This window comes from Moorena sp. (assembly GCF_982860115.1).
In genome coordinates this window covers 1-1,841 of record NZ_CEYLVT010000369.1, presented here as the reverse complement: position 1 = coordinate 1,841, position 1,841 = coordinate 1, and the positions used below count along the sequence as shown (strand labels likewise).

2 protein-coding genes are annotated in these 1,841 nt (G+C 43.8%); both read left to right on the top strand.

The features are described 5' to 3' along the window. The first annotated feature begins 504 nt into the window (after positions 1-504). The gene (locus tag AC4II3_RS31395; protein WP_488008550.1) at positions 505-801 is read left to right on the top strand and encodes a VOC family protein; all 297 of its coding nucleotides are present in this window, start codon (positions 505-507) and stop codon (positions 799-801) included. Positions 802-1,057: 256 nt separating this feature from the next. Continuing rightward, a partial coding sequence (locus tag AC4II3_RS31390; protein WP_490723014.1) for an RNA-guided endonuclease InsQ/TnpB family protein occupies positions 1,058-1,841 on the top strand: 784 nt, incomplete at its 3' end.

Here is a 1,841-nt window from a genome sequence, read left to right as displayed (position 1 = left end):
AGGTTAGTTGGTTGAAGGTTAGTTGGTTGAAGGTTAGTTGGTTGAAGGTTAGTTGGTTGAAGGTTAGTTGATTGAAGGTTGTTAAGTTGGAGGTTATGAGGTTGAAGGTTGTTAAGTTGAAGGTTATGAGGTTGAAGGTTGTTAAGTTGAAGGTTATGAGGTTGAAGGTTGTTAGATTGTTCGCGAAGCGTGGCCTTTTGGCCAAGGTTATGAGGTTGTTCGCGAAGCGTGGCCTTTTGGCCAAGGTTAGTGCGTTCGCGTAGCGTGGCCGTAGGCCAATCGCTTTTGTAGGGTGGGCTGCATGTCGATGATAACTGCTCAAATTGTGATACTATTATTTGCCAACCCTACACCACTACTAGTCAGCAATAAGCGTGGTTTTATACACAGATAGTTCGGTTGAGCAAAAAAAGTTAAATCAAATTAAAATTACTATAAAGTCGGAAATGGACGTACAACTTCACAGGGATTTGAACAACATCCAAGCGTTTAAGAGTAAAAACCATGACCCCAAATAATCCACAGCAAGATGAACGTCCTCCTATTTGGATCGGGCATGTTAGCATGAATGTTTCAGACTTCAAAAAATCTCTCGACTTCTTCGAGTTTGTGGGGATGCGAAAAGTTGCTGAATTTCCAGACTTAGCAGTACTGGAATTGAGAGGTGGAACCCATCTCGTGCTTAGAAATAAACCTGAAGCAGCACCAGGACAAGCAAGTTTTGATCTGATGGTGGATGATTTAAAAGCTCAACAGGTCGCCCTGCAAGAGGCTGGCTATGCACCGAGCGAAATTCGCTAAGGCCGAATACACAGTGTGTTTGATGTCTCTGAACCTTCAGGAAACATAATTAGCTTTTACTAGAAAGCCAAACACTGAAAGCCCCGCGTCTTTAGACTGGGGATGAAAGTGACTAGCGACTTTAGTCGCCGTGAAAGAGATTTGATTGTGACTTGACAGATTACGCCAACCGTGTTAGCGTAATGATATATCGTTCGCGTAGCGCGACCGTTCGCGTAGCGTGACCGAAGGTCAAGGTCGAGGAGGTCGAGATTCGGTGATCATAATTGAGCTTAAAGCTTACGGCAAACCACATCAATATCAAAGTATTGATGAAGGGATTCGGACGGTTAAATTTATTCGCAACAGTTGCATTCGCTTGTGGATGGACAATAAGGGAACAGGGAAATATGACCTTAGCAAGTACAGCAAAATACTGGCTAAACAGTTCCCGTTTGCTAATGAGTTGAACTCTACCGCCCGGCAAGCTGCGGCTGAGAGAGCCTGGTCATCGATTTCTCGCTTCTTTGAAAACTGCAAGAAGAAGGTACCAGGAAAGAAAGGCTTTCCCCGCTTTCAAAAACACTGTAGATCGGTTGAGTACAAACAGTCAGGATGGAAGTTATCCCCTGACAAGAAATCAATCACTTTCAGTGACAAGAAAGGAATCGGAAAACTAAAACTCAAGGGTACCTGGGACTTGTGGCGCTTCGACAATAAGCAAATCAAACGGGTTCGTATAGTCAAAAGGGCTGACGGGTATTATGTTCAGTTTTGCATCTCTGTCGATGTAAATGAACAGTTAGAACCCGCTGACGCTACCGTAGGATTGGATGTAGGACTAAAAGAATTCTACACCGACTCTAGGGGAAATACGGAACCATCACCTCGCTTCTATAGAAAAGGCGAAAAGCGTCTAAAGTTTTATCAACGTCGAGTTTTTCGCAAAAAGAAAGGCTCATCCAATCGCAAGAAAGCAATTAATAGGCTAGGTAGACAACACCTTAAAATAAGTAGGCAGCGTGAAGAACATGCCAAGAGACTGGCACGTTGCGTAATCC